A 14,696-nucleotide genomic window follows, 5' to 3' on the forward strand; every position below is an offset into this window, starting at 1 on the left:
TCCTATTTTTTTACCCTCATTTGATCAATAATTTTATCAAGATTTGCTACATGACCATAATCACTTTTAGCAGGGTCTACACCATCTTCACCAAATAATGTTTGTATAACCATACCACGATTATCAGTAACAAGTCCATTTGATTTAACTTTTAAATCTTCAAGAGCATTTACAAGTCTTCTTTGCATATAACCAGATTGTGCTGTACGAATAGCTGTATCGACCAATCCTTCTCTTCCCCCCATAGCGTGGAAATAGAATTCTATAGGGTCAAGTCCTCCTTTATAGGAAGAGTGTACAAATCCTTTTGCTTTTGCACCTAATTCATTTTTCCTAAAGTGAGGAAGGGTACGTTCAGAGTATCCTCTGTGAATACGTCCACCACGAACAGATTGTTGTCCTACACAAGCAGTAATCTGAGTTAAGTTTAACATACTTGCCCTTGCACCAGTTCTTGCCATTACAACAGAGTGGTTAGTCATATCGAAGTAACTTTCTGCAATTTCTCCTGATTTATCCCTTGCTTCACCAAGAACCTGCATGATTTTCATCTCAAGAGTTTCTTCTAAGCTTCTACCAGGTAATGCTTCAAGTTCTTCATTTTCATATGCTTTAACAAGTTGATCTACCTTTTCTTCTGCTTGTTGCAAGTGTTCTTTAATACGTTCTTGTGCCTCGCTTGGAATTTCTTCATCATTTGTACTGGTAGTAATTCCAGTTTTCATAATTCCACATATAGCCATATCAGTAGACCTGTCCAAGAATGTTTTAGCTGCACTTGGACCATATTCTTTTGTAATAGTATCTAAAATATTACCACTAAATGATCCATATGCTTTCTCATCTATTGCACCATAGATTAATTCACCATCTTCGATTACAACATAAGCATTGTTTTCACATTCTTCCTTAAGACATACATCACATTTTTGACAGACTTCTCCTTTATATGTCATATTCAAGTCATCTGGAAGGAGAAGTGAGAACAATTCTTTACCAGTCCAATCTTCATGGTCTTTACGTTTAGCCATTAATTTATCACGTTTAACTTTAGACAATATTTCGAGTAAATGAGATTTACGAATAACTTGAAGAGCTTGTTCTTCTGTGAAAACTGAACCATCACGAGTAAGTAAGTATCCTCCAGAAATGTGGTCGTGAATAGCTCCAATAATTGGTCCACCAAACCTTGGAGATAAGATATGTTCCTGTACCCTCATAAGAGATTTAGCTTCTGCTCTTGCCTCATCAGTTTGGAAAATGTGCATGTTCATTTCATCTCCATCGAAATCTGCATTATATGGAGGACATACACATAAGTTTAATCTAAATGTTTTATATGGAAGTACCTTTACTTCATGAGCCATCATACTCATTCTGTGAAGGGAAGGTTGACGGTTAAAGAGGACCATATCACCATCATGAAGATGACGTTCAACAATAAATCCTGGTTCTAACTGTTCTAAGATTTTATCTTTAGTCTCTTCATAGATTCTGATTTTTCTACCATCAAGTCTAATAACATAATTAGCACCTGGATGTTTATCAGGCCCATTTTGAATGTACTGTCTCATTTCATCAATATTCCATTCATTAACATAAGTCGGTACGGTTACTTCTTTTGCAATCATTTCAGGTACACCAACTTCATTAATGGATATGTTTGGATCTGGTGAGATAACTGTACGAGCAGAGAAATTAACCCTTTTACCTGAAAGATTACTTCTAAACCTACCTTCCTTACCTTTAAGCCTTTGCGCTAAGGTTTTAAGTGGACGACCTGATCTGTGTCTTGCAGGAGGTACACCAGATGCCTCATTATCAAAGTAAGTTGTAACGTGATACTGTAAAAGTTCCCACAAATCTTCAACAATAAGTTGTGGTGCACCAGCATCCATATTCTCTATTAATCTTTGATTGATTCTTAAAATATCTACAAGTTTGTGGGTTAAATCATCCTCTGACCTTTCTCCAGTATCCAGAGTAATAGATGGCCTTACGGTTACAGGAGGAACAGGAAGTACAGTTAAAATCATCCATTCAGGACGTGCTACTGCAGGGTCAACACCTAATACATATGAATCATCATCAGGTATTTTTTCTAAACGTTCCCTTACTTCACTAGCAGTTAATTTATAGTCACCTTGAGTAATAGTAGTTGGTTTATCGATTTTAATATCCTCTTGTTCTGCACCACAATGAGGACAGGTATCTTTTTTAGCAACTTTCCATACCTCTTTAATAACATCATTAATGTTTTCTTCATGTTCTTTACAGAAATCGATTTTTTCTCTGAATTCTTCGATTTCAACCTCATCTAAAAGTATACGTCCACATTCATTACATGATGCACGTAATATTTTATGAATAGTATTTCCAAAACCTGTGTGCATAACTGGTCTTGCAAGATCTATACTTCCAAAGTGACCTTGACAATCTCCTCCTCTAAATCCACAAGTACGGCATCTTAAACTTGGGTCAATAACACCTAAATGACGATCCATTAAACCATTTTCAATTGGATAACCATCTTCATCATAAGTATCTGGAGTTTCAATTTTAACTACAGACATTTTCCTAATTTCTTCTGGAGACATTAGTCCAAAGTCAATTTGTTTAATTTTTTTAATAATTCCTTTATCGCTCAATTTATTGGCTCCTTAATAAAATTTTAAATTCAACAGCTCCTAAACTTTATCTCGTAAGACCAATTTAGGGAATATACATAAACTTTTAAGTTCGTCAAGCAATAATTTGAATGCATAAGAGATTTCAATAGGATATGTTTCAGAATCTCCACAAATAGGACAATATGTTTTGTCTCTCATTTTATCATATACTGCTAACATACCACAATTACTACAGACAATAGCTTCAAATATATCTGATTCATCAAGTAATCTTTCTTTAAGTGCAAGTGCTGCACCATGAGCAATAAGACAATCTCTTTCCATTTCACCAAATCTTAAACCACCTTCACGTGCTCTACCTTCAGTAGGTTGACGTGTAAGTACTTGGACAGGACCTCTAGAACGAGCATATACTTTATCAGAAGTCATGTGGTGTAATTTTTGGTAGAATGCAACTCCTACAAAAATTTCTGCTTCTATTCTCTCACCAGTTACTCCACTGTATAATGATTCACATCCTGCAGATTCAAATCCATAGTCAAGTAAGGTTTGTTTAATGTTCTTTTCAATTTCACTGTTAAATGGAGTACCATCTATACGTTCACCATTTAAACATCCTGCTTTACCTGCTACCATTTCAAGTACCTGTCCAACAGACATCCTTGATGGGATAGCATGAGGATTTACAATAATATCAGGTACAACTCCGTCTTCAGTAAATGGAATATCTTCTTGAGATAAAATAAGACCTACTACACCTTTCTGACCGTGTCTTGATGCAAATTTTTCAGGTTGTCTTGTATCACGAACACGAATCTTAGCAAGACGACTTCCTTCAACAGTCTCGGTTAAAAGTACTGCATCAACAATACCTTTCTCACCATGACGTACTGTAACTGAAGTTTCTCTACGTTTTTCAGCACTTGCACCAAATTCATCAATTTCTTCTAAGAATCTTGGAGGAGATGTTTTACCAATAAGTACATCACCAGATTTGACTACACTTTCAGGATTAACAATACCACTGTCATCTAAATGTCTATATGCTGCATCAGATCTGTAACCTTTTACACTTTTAGATGGAATTTCAAATTTATCTTCCTGACCACCAGGATATTTTTTCTCTGATGTGTCATAAGAACGGAAGAAACTACTACGACCTAAACCTCTTTCAAGTGAGGATTTGTTTAAGACCATAGCATCTTCCATATTATATCCTTCATAACTCATAAGTGCAACAACAAAGTTTTGACCAGAAGATCTTTCATCATAATGAGTAGAATCAATAATACGTGTTTTTACAATAGGTTTTTGAGGGTGATGTAATAAATGTGCCCTTGTATCTGTACGTAAACCATAATTAGAAACATATAAACCTAATGCCTGTTTTGTCATACCGGATTCCATAGTATTCCTTGGTGAAGAGTTATGATCTGAGAAAGGAATAATTCCAGCACAAATACCAAGCATAGTTGCAGGGTCAATTTCTAAATGAGTATGGTCTTCATTTAAATCTGCAATTGTCATTGCAATATAAGAGTTTTCTTCTTCTTCTGCATCTAAGTATTCAATAAGACCCATATCAATTAAATCATTCCATTTGAGTTCGCCATTGGAAACCTGTTCAAGATGTGTTTTACTTAAAAGAGGTTTACCCTCTTCAACAATAATTACAGGTCTTCTTGCACGACCCGGATCATCGAAAATATAAACCTCATTAGTATCATCATAATAGGTAATGTTAACTTCAGATGAAAGATCTCCTGATCTTCTTTTTTGCCTTATATCAAGAGTAAATTCTTCTGGATTTTCACAATAATCAATAAGTTCTCCATTAAGGTAAACTTTAGCACCAATTACATCTTGATTTAAAACTCCCATACTCCTAATTGTTTCAATAATTTTTTCAGTCTCACTACCTTCAGAGATTTTACACATTAATGCTAAGTTTTTAACAAGACCACAGTTTGGTCCCTCAGGAGTTTCGTTTGGACAAATTTTACCAAATTGAGTTGGGTGCAAATCCCTTGCTTCGAAGTGAGGTTGACTTCTTGTAAGAGGAGATACAACACGTCTAAGGTGAGATAAAGTACCCATGTAAGAGGTCCTATCTAAAAGTTGGCTTACACCAGCTCTTCCACCAACCCAATTACCAGTAGCAATAGCGTGTTTAATGTTTTCTGTTAAAACATCACTTCTAACTGCCTGTTTAATAGATAAATCTTTACCACGAGAAATACTACGCTCTAATTGATAACTCATATCACGAGTAAGAGAAGTAAATGCAACCCTAAACAAGTCTTCCATTAAATCTCCAGAAACTCTAAGTCTTTTGTTAGTATAATGATCTTTATCGTGAGGTTCACGTTGTTCATCAATAACTTGAAGTAACATTTCAGTCATTTCAGCTAAATATATTGCTTTAGAGTGACGTTGTTCTTCTTCAATACCCATATGAGGAAGTAAATATCTGTCGATAACATCTTCAGCACGTTTAACACGGTATTCTTCAGTCATACCTTTTGCAACACGATTACCAATATATTTAACTGCAGCTAAACGGAGATATTCTTTACGTTCTTCATCAGACATTTTTTCCATTTCATCTTTATCAAGTTTAAGGTTAGCTTCAGATACTTGAATATCATCTGCAATCATCATCTGGAAGTTGAAATCATTACTGATTGCTGTGATAATTTCTTGATCTGTAGATAATCCTAAAGCACGTAAAAGGATTACAAGTGGAATTTCACCAGGAACATATGGGAATGAAATTCTTAAAAACACACCACTTTTTCTAGGTTTTTTATATTCGAGAGTAATTCTTGCTCTAAACCCACTTTTAATTGAAGTAACAATAGCCTTAGCATGTCTATCTTCAACTTCACCCATACGCTCTAAGATGATTTTATTCGGAGCAATTTCCTCCATTGTAACAACAGCCCTTTCAGAACCATTTACAATAAAGTATCCGCCTGGGTCTTGAGGATCTTCACCTTTATCAAGTAATTGTTCTTCATCTAAATTGTCTAAATGACAAACATTAGATTTAAGCATAACAGGTAATTCCCCTATATACACATTTTCAAATTCAGATTCCTCCTCACCTTCTTCATCAAGTGCCATTTCCAAATACATATGAGCTGAATAATTTAAATTTCTAAGTCTAGCTTCAGTAGGATAAATACTAGTTTTAGAACCATCTGCTTCTTTAGTAAATGGTGGTTCAATATGTACATCTCCAGTACGAACCTTATATTTACCATTTTCTAAGCTTATTTCATCCGTAAATTCTATAATTTTTTGTATACGGTTATTTACAAAATCGTTGTATGATTTAATATGATGATCTACAAGGTCATATTCATCAAAAAATGCATCAACCAAATCCCATGTCTCTTCTGTCATGGACTTCCTCCATAGCTTTATGTGAATTTTTAATTAAAAATATAAAATTTATATTTTAACAACTTAAACAAGTTTAAATTTAAGTTTTATATTAAATTTGAGTTTAAATTTAAATTTTAAATAAAAACTTAATTTAAATTTAATTTTAAATTTGATTTGAATTCTAATATGAATTAAATTAAATTAAATTTTTTAAATTTAGAATTTTATCCATTTTAGATACAAATTAACAGAATTTAAGTGAAGAATTGATAAATAATTATTATTGAATTTTAGAATTAAATTTAGATAATCTTAAATTAATAATGAAATAATAGTAAAATTATTATAAATAATCAATAATAGCTAAAATTATTAAATATAACTAATAACTATGCTATGATTATAAATCTTAATATGCTCTTTATTAAATTATTAATTTAAATTAAAGTTAAATCATTAAATTTATTCATAAATTAAGTTTATATTAAATTTCTTGAGTTAATCCACACATGATTAATCCATTAAATTAAGTTTATTTAATTTATTTATTTTTATTAAGTTTATTAAAGTTTATTATTAATTAATCTCAATTTTAATCATAATACGAATTACACTTTTAATTAATGTGATAATTATAAGCACTTTTTAGTTTAAAATAAAATATGGACAAATACTCTTTATTTAAATCCACTAAACTAAAAAATAATTAAAAATCAGTTTTATGCTTATTATTATTTATCAAAATTTTTTAAATTTAGTCTGCTTCTTTATCTACAACCAAACGATAGGTTTCAAAAACCCCTGCAGTTTGACTGTCACGAGTGATTTTAAGAATATCTCCTTCTTCTGCACCTATATATTTTACTACAGGATCTTTTAAAAGGATTTTAGGAAGATTTTCTTTATCATATTCTAAATTGTTAATAAATTCTTCTTTTTCTTCATCGTTTAAAATTTCATGTTTCGGAACTAAATGATGTTCTTGGATATCCAATTTCAAATTAATTTCCTCCATATTGAAAAAGATTATTGAAAAAATTGATAAAATTTATAATAAAAAACAAGAAAACGGGCCCGACGGGAATTGAACCCGCGGCCGCTTGGTTAAAAGCCAAGCGCTCTGCCAGACTGAGCTACGAGCCCTTACAAATAATAAATTTTGGAATTTTCCAATATAAAAATTTATAATACATATATTAATCTTAAAGAAAAAAACCCTATGAAATTAATCTAAAAGCGCCTTGGCCGGGATTTGAACCCGAGTCGCGGGCTCGACAGGCCCGCATGATAGCCCCTACACCACCAAGGCACATACAGAAATAATTTCACACATTAGATTAAATAATATGTAACATAAAATACTTTTGTTAGCCTCATATATAAAGGTTTGTAATTATCAGAAAATTAAATAATTTTCTAAAAAATTACAAAAAACAAAAGTAAAATCCCGCCTGCCGGACTTGAACCAGCAACATTTGGATCTACAGTCCAACGCTCTGCCAAATTGAGCTAAGGCGGGACAGTGGGACCACCCGGATTTGAACCGGAGTCTCAGGCTCCCAAAGCCCAAAGGATCGACCAAGCTACCCTATGGTCCCATATTAAATTATAAAAATATTACTTACAGCAATATAATTACTATGGTATGTAAGTCTAATATTATATATAAAGCTTATGATTTTATAGAAATTCTTATAATTTATTTAAAAAATATTATTTTTAAAACAAAAAAATCATATGAAACTTAACATTCATTATTTTATAATTAAACAGAAATAAAGAAATACTATTTAACTAAAAATAAATGATGTTAATTGAATATTGAAGAAAAATATTGATTACATTATAATACATTATATAAATAAGCAATATTATAAGCCTCAGGGGGGAATTGAACCCCCGACCACCAGATTACAAGTCTGGCGCTCTACCGACTGAGCCACTGAGGCACAATAATATATCAACATACAAATTTCTATAAATTTTTACATATAAAGCTTACGATAAAATAAGTATTTTATTATGAATTTTTTAAAAATTAGAAAAATTAACTATTAATCATATGATAAAATTTTTAAAGAAAAATAAAATTATTCCTATAAATGGTAAAAATTTCTTATTAATGGTAAAAAAGCATCTAACAAAATGTAAAAGGTTCTAATAAAATGTTAAAATAAAAAACCCCATGAAAAATATTGAAAATAAGAAATAAGTTTTATAACTAATTTAAAGAAAATATAATAGAATAATAAGTAAATAATCAAAATATAATTATTGACAAGTGATTTTAAAATTTATTATTAAAATATTTATATTATACTCAATATATCCATAATAAGATTTAAAAAAATATTAAATTTGATTTTAAATAATTAAAATAATATCTTAAAATCATAAAATAAAAAAATAGATGATAAAATGAGTGATATTGAAATATTAAATAAAATCCCGCAGGTATTAAAAAATTTAAAAGAAGTAAATCCATTAACACAATGTATTACAAACTATGTAACAGTAAATGACGTTGCAAATGCATTACTTGCAATAGGGGCAAGTCCACTTATGAGTGAAGAGGCTAAAGAACAAAAGGATATAGTAAATATTGATAATGGACTTGTAATAAATATTGGAACCTTAACCAAAAGTCAAATAGAGGGAATGTACGAAGCACTTGATGAAGCAGATAACATATATAAACCTATTTTACTTGATCCGGTAGGAGCAGGAGCAAGTAGTCTTCGAACAAATACTGCACTATTTATGCTTAAAAATTATAATATAACTGTTGTTCGTGGAAACATGTCTGAGATAAAGATCCTTGCAAAAGAATATAATATAGAGATAGAAAACAATGAAATTGTAAAGGGGGTAGATGTTGCAAAAGAAGATATAATCTCAAAGGACAATATAAAAGTAAATGGTAAAATTGTAAAAGAATTTGCAAAAAAAACTAATGCAATCGTTATGGCATCTGGCCCTATCGATATAATATCAGATGGTGAAGATGTTTACTCAATAGTGGAGACCCTCTTATGAGCCATATTACTGGTTCTGGATGTATGTTATCCGGAATTATTGGAGGATTTATAGGTTCTAATGAAGATAAATTACTTGCAACCATAGCAGGTGCACTTTCAATATCCATAGCTGGAGAAATTGCAGCAGAATACATAAAAAATAATGATTTAGGCCCCGGATCATTTAGAACCTCACTTATAGATGAACTATATAAATTAAATAGTGAAATTATATTAAAACGAGCAAATATAGAAAAAGTAGAAATATAAAGACTAATCTACTTGCTTAATAAAAACTAATACTAAAAATTGTTTAATAAATATTATAAGAGCTTAGAGAGGATAAAATGGAGAATATTAACTACCCACTATATCTTGTAACAGATAGTAGTGGAAAAACTGATGAAGAATTTTTAACTGTTATTGAAGAAAGTCTTAAAGGTGGTGTAAGTGTAGTGCAGGTTCGTGAAAAGGAACTTGAACTTATACCATTCTATGAAAGAGCAAAAGCAGTTAAAGAATTAACAGACAAATATGAGGTACCTCTTATAATTAATGATAGAATAAGTGTATGTATTGGTCTTGGAGCAGATGGTGCACATATTGGCCAAAATGACTTAGATGGAGAAATTGCAAGAGACATACTAGGACCAGATAGAATACTTGGAATTTCTGCATCAACAGTAGATGAGGCAATAAAAGCTGAACGTGATGGTGCAGACTATATAGGATGTGGAGCAGTATTTCCAACATCAACTAAAGATGATGCAGATAGTGTTACAATAGAAGAATTTAAGAAAATAAAAGAATCAGTTAATATTCCAGTACTTGCAATAGGTGGCATCAGCGAAGAGAATGTATGTGAACTTGCATCTACAGATGCAGATGGAATATGTGTTGTATCTGCAATAATGAACTCAAAAGATCCAAAAGAATCAAGTGAAATATTACTTAAAGAGTTTAAAAACTTATCTAAATATACAAAAAAATAGTTAATGAATTTAATAAACTTATAATCAATTAATGATTAGATAATTAAGAATATTTTTATAATAAAAGTCATAGCTATGATTAAACCAATACCTCCAATAACACCTGTTACAAATCTTAAAGTATTAAAACTTTCCCTTAAACCTAAATATTGTGTAAAACCATCAATAAAAGCAGGTATCATTAAACTCAGAGATATTAAAAATAGATTGAAATTTAAATCAACAGGATTTAAAAGATTATAAATTTCAAATAAAATTAGACCAGTGTAAAATCCAGTACACCTGGCACAAACAGGAAAATAATGACCTTTATACGAAAATGTCCTATCAGGACGTCTATGACAAATATACTTTGTAATGTCAGTAACTTTCATAAAATAAGTATAAATTAATAAATATATAAATTTAATTAAAATTTCTAGTTATGAAACTTTTTTCTATTTTCTATTAGTGCTTCAACAGCATCAAGTTTTTTACCTGCAAGTAAATTAATACATGCTCCACCACCACTACTAACATGGTCCACCTTATTTTCATAACCCATACCTATAGTCGCAGCACCAATATGGCCCCCACCAATAATAGAATAAGCATCACTAGATGCAATAGCATTAATAATATCCTCTGTACCTATGGAGAATTTAGGGTCTTCAAATACCCCTGCAGGACCATTAGCAAATATAGTTTTAGCGTTTCTTAAACTTTTAGCATAACTAGCACTTGTCTCTTTTCCAATATCAAATATAGGATTATCACTAATATTATCAACACTAACATCAACCCTTTCCCCATCAATTTCAAGGGCTACATCACTTGGTATGATAATCTGATCTGAAAACTCCTTAAGTAAACCTTTACATTTTTCTATTTGATCTAAATATCCTTGAGATTTAATTAAATCCATATTAGGCACACCAATATTATATCCAGCCGCTACTAGGAAAATATTAGCAACAAGTCCACTAGTTAAAACATAATCTGCAGTACCATTTCTACATACATTTTCACATACCATAATAGAATCATCAGCCTTCATACCCCCAAGTGCAAATACACAAGGAGATTCAACATTATCTAAAGTATTTAGAATAGTTTTAAGCTCATATTCCATAACACGTCCTGCAGCAGAAGGAGTATTAACAGTAAAACCTATAAGTGAGACCTGACCTCTATGTGCTGCTGCAAAAGCATCATTAACAAAAAAATCAATAAGAGGACTTAAATATTTAACCATCATAGAATTGGATTGTTCTTCTCTAGAACGTTTAAGGCTTTCTTCTGAAAAGAATCTAGCATTTTCAAGAAGTAAAACTTCACCCGGATTGAGATTATTAATAGCCATAATAGCAGGAGTAGAAAAAATAGAATCAACATAACGGACCTTACGATTCAATAGTTGAGTTAATACTTTTGAATGCTGTCTTAATGTAGTAAAATCCTTTTTACCCGGTCGAGATTGATGAGCTAAAAGAATCACTTTAGCTCCTTTTCTTGCAAGTTCTGAAATAGTGTTTGCATGTAATTTCATACGATTATCATCTAAAATCACACCACTATTTGGATCAACAGGAGAATTAATATCAATTCTCAATAAAACAGTTTTACCTTCTACATCAAAATCATCAATTGTATTAAAGTTTAAAGCCATTATTCTCACTCAATATAAATAAATTATTTATAAGATATGTTAATACTATTTAATAAAATTTAGTAATTTTATTTACAAAAAAATTAATGATAATATATTTAATAAACTAAAATTTAATGATAATATATTTAATAAACTAAAATTTAATGATAATATATTTAATAAACTTATCAAAATCAGTGATTGCTAGTAAAAGTGAATATTATCTAGATATAAAGTTATAAGCATTAATATAACATAGATGCAGTTCTACTAGATAAAGCAATATGCTGATTTGCATTAGCTTCCACATATGGACCGTGACCTGTAAAAAGATTTGAAACATCTAAGTCTGCAAGCCTTTTAAGTGATTTGTTCAAATCTGTTTGTGAACCTGTTTTAAAGTCACTACGTCCAAAACTTCCATCACTAAAGACAGTATCTCCAGATATTAGTGATTGACCATTATATAAACATATGCTCCCATGAGTATGTCCTGGAGTGTGAAGTACTTCAAAGTCATAAAACTTATCACCTTCTTCAATGATTTTAACATTAATATCGGGTACACTACATCCAAAATGACTTGCAACCGTCTCTTCCCCATCACGACGGATTATAGCATCTGCATCTAATTTATGTAAATATACTTCAAGGCCGAATTCTTTTTGTAAATACTCGTTTGCACCAGTATGGTCAAAGTGACAATGAGTATTAACAATCTTATTAATATTATCAATTGATAAACCTGCAAGTTTAATATTTTCAAGCAAATAGTCAATATTAGAAGCAGTTCCCGGATCTACTAGAATATCATTGAAAATATATGCATTTGAATTAAAATCCCTACTTATAATCGGAATAATATTATCTATTTTTTCCATCCCATCACCAATAGATTAAATAATTATTTAATATTTTAAAAACGCTTAATTTTAAGTTAGAAAATAAATTACCTATTACTTTAATAAAAATAAAAAAATTTTAAAAAAAAATAAAAAACGAATAAATAAGTAAATAAAAAAACTAACTAAAAAACTAAATTAATATTATATTTTACTTACTAAATCCAATAAAGCATCTTTAGGATTATCCGCTTTAACTATACCTGATGCAAGAAGAACTCCTTCAGCACCTAATTCAAGTGCTTGAGCCATATCCTCACCAGTAGATATACCTGCACCACATAAAACTTTAACATTAGAATTAATTGCTTTAACCTTATCTACAGTACCTTCAACAATTTCAGGTTCTGCCTGTGAAACACTTATACCTGAACCAATTAATTCTGGAGGTTCAATAGCAACAATATCTGGATTAAATGTTGCAGCTGCAACACTTGTTTCAACATTATTAGTACATATACATGAAATTAAATTATTGTCAATTAATTTTTGATTAACTTCTTGTATATCTGCTAAAGTAAGTCTTTTTTCAGAATGATTAAGCAAAGATCCATCTATTCCAGAAGCAAGTACTCCTTCAAAGAGTGTAGAACCCGTGTTACTTCCAGGTGTAATTGCATCAATATGTTGAGATAAAACATCAATAGAAGTTTCATTTTTTATTCTATAAATATCACATGCCTGTGGACAAGCAACCATTTTAATTCCAGTTTCTTCTTGAACACTTTGTAAAGCTTTTGCTAAATTTAATGCATCATCTCCACAAGACTCTAAATAAGTTTTAAAATTTAAAATAACGATTGGAGTTTTTATTTTGCTCATAAAATACCTCACTAAATTTAATTATGAATTTAATCAAGATGTTAATAGTAGTTATATTAGATTAATAATATAAATATTTTTTAAAAATAAAAATTATAAAAATATTTAATAATAATAATTAATGAACATTAAATTTGATTAAATTTAGAAAATGATTATAAAAATTTAATAAAAATAAAATACAAATTAGTTTTTAAAGAAAAATACATTTTTTAAATTAAATATTAAATTAAAATTAATTTTAAAAATAATTAAAGTAAAACAAAATTTATTCATGATAATATGTCACTTACTATAGATGAACAAAAAATACTAGAACATAGTGGTTATCGTTTTGTAGGCAAATATGGACATGCAGCATGTAAAATATGTCATTGGACCAGGGAAAGTATAATTAACCGTGGAGTATGTTATAAGGAAAAATTTTATGGAATTAAATCCCATAGATGTCTTCAAATGTCACCTGCAGTACCATTTTGCCAACAAAAATGTTCATTCTGCTGGAGAGACTTATCACTTACAGAAACAGAATGGAATGGTCCTTATGATGACGTTGAAACCATTATTGATGAGGCAATAGAAGCACATAATCTACTTTTATGTGGTTATTATGGAAATGATAATGCAGATAAAAAGAAACTTGAAGAATTAAAACAACCAACAAATGCTGCAATTTCACTTGCAGGAGAACCAACACTATATCCAGATATTGATGAGCTAATAGGAGAGTTTAACCATAGAAATTTCTCCACATTCCTTGTATCAAATGGACAGTATTATAAAAAACTTTCAAATTTAGAAAATGAACCTCGACAAACCTATCTTTCCTTAGACTCACCTAACAGTATTGTATATAATGACCTATGTAACCCTCAAATAAAAGAAGGTTGGGACAATTTAAACAAATCACTAGATATTCTTAATAGTTTTTCAAACAATACTGCTATACGAATTACCCTCGTTAAAGGAAAAAATATGATTTCACCTGAAGAATATGCAAAACTTATAGAAATTGCAAACCCAGATTATGTTGAAGTAAAAGCCTATATGTGTGTCGGATCATCACGTGAAAGATTAACTCTAGACAATATGCCAACAATTGAAGAAGTTGAAAACTTTGCAAATGAAATTGGCCTAAATTGTGGACGTAGCGTAACTGATAAGTCAGATATAAGTCGCGTAGTACTACTTACACCCGATAAGTAATTAAATTGGTTTAGGGGTCTGAAATCTTCTGAATAAAATTCGGGCTGAAATCTCTTATTTTTTATATTTATCATATTCATTTATAATTGTTTGTAAAAATACAATTT

9 protein-coding genes, 5 tRNA genes and 1 pseudogene are annotated in these 14,696 nt (G+C 30.3%); 3 read left to right on the forward strand and 12 right to left on the reverse strand.

What is annotated here, in order from left to right:
- Positions 1-2: 2 nt before the first annotated feature.
- The 8 genes from QZ146_RS01345 to QZ146_RS01380 form a co-directional block, all read right to left on the reverse strand.
- Positions 3-2,648, reverse strand: a complete 2,646-nt coding sequence (locus tag QZ146_RS01345; RefSeq protein WP_295721719.1) for a DNA-directed RNA polymerase subunit A' — start codon at positions 2,646-2,648, stop codon at positions 3-5.
- 39 nt (positions 2,649-2,687) lie between these two features.
- Complete coding sequence (locus QZ146_RS01350; protein WP_295721720.1) at positions 2,688-6,038, reverse strand: DNA-directed RNA polymerase subunit B; 3,351 nt, start codon at positions 6,036-6,038, stop codon at positions 2,688-2,690.
- A 736-nt stretch (positions 6,039-6,774) separates the two neighbouring features.
- Positions 6,775-7,020: a DNA-directed RNA polymerase subunit H gene (locus tag QZ146_RS01355; protein ID WP_295721722.1), complete on the reverse strand. Its 246-nt coding sequence runs from the start codon at positions 7,018-7,020 to the stop codon at positions 6,775-6,777.
- Positions 7,021-7,089: 69 nt separating this feature from the next.
- Positions 7,090-7,163 (reverse strand) — tRNA-Lys (locus QZ146_RS01360).
- A gap of 94 nt (positions 7,164-7,257) precedes the next feature.
- Positions 7,258-7,329 (reverse strand) — tRNA-Asp (locus QZ146_RS01365).
- Positions 7,330-7,465: 136 nt separating this feature from the next.
- Positions 7,466-7,539: transfer RNA gene (locus QZ146_RS01370), tRNA-Tyr, on the reverse strand.
- Between the two features lie 4 nt (positions 7,540-7,543).
- Positions 7,544-7,618 (reverse strand) — tRNA-Pro (locus QZ146_RS01375).
- 278 nt (positions 7,619-7,896) lie between these two features.
- A tRNA-Thr gene (locus tag QZ146_RS01380) sits at positions 7,897-7,969 on the reverse strand.
- A 469-nt stretch (positions 7,970-8,438) separates the two neighbouring features.
- Here QZ146_RS01380 and thiM point away from each other — a divergent pair.
- Positions 8,439-9,307 (forward strand): annotated as a pseudogene (gene thiM / locus QZ146_RS01385) (hydroxyethylthiazole kinase).
- A 77-nt stretch (positions 9,308-9,384) separates the two neighbouring features.
- Positions 9,385-10,029, forward strand: coding sequence for a thiamine phosphate synthase (gene thiE / locus QZ146_RS01390; RefSeq protein ID WP_295721724.1), 645 nt, complete (start codon positions 9,385-9,387; stop codon positions 10,027-10,029).
- Positions 10,030-10,064: 35 nt separating this feature from the next.
- Here the strand turns inward: thiE and QZ146_RS01395 are convergent, their stop codons facing one another.
- The 4 genes from QZ146_RS01395 to tpiA form a co-directional block, all read right to left on the reverse strand.
- On the reverse strand, positions 10,065-10,403 hold the full coding sequence (locus tag QZ146_RS01395) for a DUF2085 domain-containing protein (protein ID WP_295721726.1): 339 nt from the start codon (positions 10,401-10,403) through the stop codon (positions 10,065-10,067).
- A 44-nt stretch (positions 10,404-10,447) separates the two neighbouring features.
- A complete protein-coding gene (locus QZ146_RS01400; RefSeq protein ID WP_295721734.1) occupies positions 10,448-11,680 on the reverse strand; it encodes a phosphoglycerate kinase in 1,233 nt (410 codons plus the stop codon).
- A 224-nt stretch (positions 11,681-11,904) separates the two neighbouring features.
- Entirely contained in the window at positions 11,905-12,540 is a 636-nt protein-coding gene (locus QZ146_RS01405) for an MBL fold metallo-hydrolase (protein WP_295721728.1), read from the reverse strand.
- A 165-nt stretch (positions 12,541-12,705) separates the two neighbouring features.
- The gene (gene tpiA / locus QZ146_RS01410; protein ID WP_295721736.1) at positions 12,706-13,374 is read right to left on the reverse strand and encodes a triose-phosphate isomerase; all 669 of its coding nucleotides are present in this window, start codon (positions 13,372-13,374) and stop codon (positions 12,706-12,708) included.
- A gap of 291 nt (positions 13,375-13,665) precedes the next feature.
- Here tpiA and twy1 point away from each other — a divergent pair, with 291 nt between their 5' ends.
- Complete coding sequence (gene twy1, locus QZ146_RS01415; RefSeq protein WP_295721730.1) at positions 13,666-14,589, forward strand: 4-demethylwyosine synthase TYW1; 924 nt, start codon at positions 13,666-13,668, stop codon at positions 14,587-14,589.
- The last annotated feature ends 107 nt before the right edge of the window (positions 14,590-14,696 follow it).

Origin of the sequence: uncultured Methanobrevibacter sp. (genome assembly GCF_905235195.1) — an archaeon.
Taxonomy (GTDB): Archaea; Methanobacteriota; Methanobacteria; order Methanobacteriales; family Methanobacteriaceae; genus Methanarmilla.

Bases quoted from the DNA above. Each gene is read 5' to 3' on its own strand.
- twy1 (WP_295721730.1), top strand. From the start codon at position 13,666: ATGTCACTTACTATAGATGAACAAAAAATACTAGAACATAGTGGTTAT.
- thiE (WP_295721724.1), top strand. From the start codon at position 9,385: ATGGAGAATATTAACTACCCACTATATCTTGTAACAGATAGTAGTGGA.
- QZ146_RS01395 (WP_295721726.1), bottom strand. From the start codon at position 10,403: ATGAAAGTTACTGACATTACAAAGTATATTTGTCATAGACGTCCTGAT.
- QZ146_RS01350 (WP_295721720.1), bottom strand. From the start codon at position 6,038: ATGACAGAAGAGACATGGGATTTGGTTGATGCATTTTTTGATGAATAT.
- QZ146_RS01405 (WP_295721728.1), bottom strand. From the start codon at position 12,540: ATGGAAAAAATAGATAATATTATTCCGATTATAAGTAGGGATTTTAAT.